This is a genomic window from Rhodococcus sp. MEB041 (assembly GCF_030208955.1).
In the GTDB taxonomy this organism is placed as follows: Bacteria; Actinomycetota; Actinomycetes; order Mycobacteriales; family Mycobacteriaceae; genus Rhodococcoides.
The window spans coordinates 1-1,707 of record NZ_JARVSZ010000015.1 but is presented as its reverse complement, the minus strand read 5'-3'; the positions used below and the strand labels follow the sequence as shown (position 1 = coordinate 1,707).

2 protein-coding genes are annotated in these 1,707 nt (G+C 65.4%); one reads left to right on the top strand and one right to left on the bottom strand.

The window, feature by feature from the left end:
• Positions 1-409 precede the first annotated feature (409 nt).
• The gene (locus QRN16_RS21775) at positions 410-1,081 is read right to left on the bottom strand and encodes a hypothetical protein (RefSeq protein WP_285190007.1); all 672 of its coding nucleotides are present in this window, start codon (positions 1,079-1,081) and stop codon (positions 410-412) included.
• 91 nt (positions 1,082-1,172) lie between these two features.
• Between QRN16_RS21775 and QRN16_RS21770 the strand changes: the two genes are divergently transcribed.
• A complete protein-coding gene (locus QRN16_RS21770) occupies positions 1,173-1,439 on the top strand; it encodes a hypothetical protein (RefSeq protein ID WP_285190005.1) in 267 nt (88 codons plus the stop codon).
• Positions 1,440-1,707: the final 268 nt, after the last annotated feature.

The following is a 1,707-nucleotide window of genomic DNA, read 5'->3' as shown; positions in this document are numbered from 1 at the left end:
GTTCGAGCGATGCGGTCACTTTCCGCAATGGGACGCACCGAAAGAAGCCACTCGACTGATTCTCGACCGCACCTAAAGAGGATGATCTTCGAACACTTCGGACAGGTTCAGGTCGATTGCCGGTCGCTGATTTGCCGGTGAACTCGCCCGGGCCCTCGGCGAACTCGCCGCGTAGGAACGACCGTCGCGAGGTTCGCGGCGTGCCTACCGGGGGATTCGCGTAGACCTGCACATCAGCTCCGAGGCGGCGTGCGGGCAGCGCTGGAGGTTGCTCAGCCACCCTCGGCGATGACCTGACGTGTCCCCCTCCGCGCCGACATAGAAGTCAAATCTGCCCATGAGCCGACTAGCCGAACTCCGTGTCGCCATCTATGGCCGGCGACTCGTACATGATGGGAGCGGCTGGTCCTCAGGGGTCGACAGAGTTGATCGAGTCGATGACGCGATGTGCTTCGTTCGCGGAGCCGTGCCCGCGGGAGTAGGCGCCCGCTCTCAGCAGCGCAGAGGCCACCGCAACGGTGCAGCCGTGCCGGGCGGTCAAAATCCCGATGGCGATGTTCACCGCCTCGCTGTCCTGGTGACGACGGATGAGCATGTCGGCGGCCACGCCGGCGGCGACGATGTCCGTGCCGAGCATGCGAGCGAGTTGGGCGATCATGGTGTGGGTAGCGCGGTCGTCCCCCGCGAGTCTGTGTGGTGACCTCGTCCGGCGGTAGAGCTGCAGCGTGCCCAACGGGGCACGATGGTCGCCGAGCGGGTGCGCTTGCACCCATCCGATCCCGCTGACGGCCAGTTCGTCCACCAGTAGCGGCCAGCGGCCCCGGTCGGCAGCGTCGTCGACGTCCACAGCGCACGCATTACTTGTCGACATGGCCTCTGTGTGGGGGCCACATCCGAGGATGTAACCGAGGTCGGCGGCCTGCACAGCGACACCGTCGGTGGCGTGCACCACCTGATGGGTATCGGGGTGGTCCTCCGCAGCGACGACGAGCGCGGCCCCGTCCGCGGCGGCCAGATCGACGCACACATCGACCCAGTCGATCGCGGTGACACCGTCGAACGCCCCGCGCGCATCACGCATCGAATGTGCGTCGTCGTCACCCCACACTGGGGTCCTCCCTGCATCGGCCACGGCAGCATACGAACACAGCTACGGTACCCACGACATCGTCTTGCAAACCGAGGGAGCGCTCGGGTCCCCGATCGTCGAGACGACGGATGCTCTCGGAGACCACGGTGAGGTCACCGGGAACACGATCCCAGGCAAAGGCAAGGCATCGCAGGCGACCTTCGGCGCCATCATGGCACTGGGCAGCTACCTGACCGACGTCTTCCTCGTCCTCGAAAATAAGGGCGTCCGGAAGTTCGAAGCATCGTGGGGCGAACTATTCGACACCACCCGAGACCAGCTCGCGGAGGCCGAACGTGATCGCGGATGAGCTGCCCAAGGCGACTCGTCCGCACGCACGGGTCGACCCGCGACTGACGGCCGGGCTACGAGTACCGCTGTCGAGCAATCTGATTCATATCAGTTCATCAACGAAGCGCCCGCGTCAGCGCAGCGTATTGATTGAGCCCGGGGGCAACCGGGACACCCCGAGAACAGCGAGCGGGGACCGAACCGCTTCTGCGCCTGAGGAGGCCCCATGTACCTGCACGTACAGAAGCTGATCCACGACATCGTTCCCGACGAGCCCGATCCCGCCG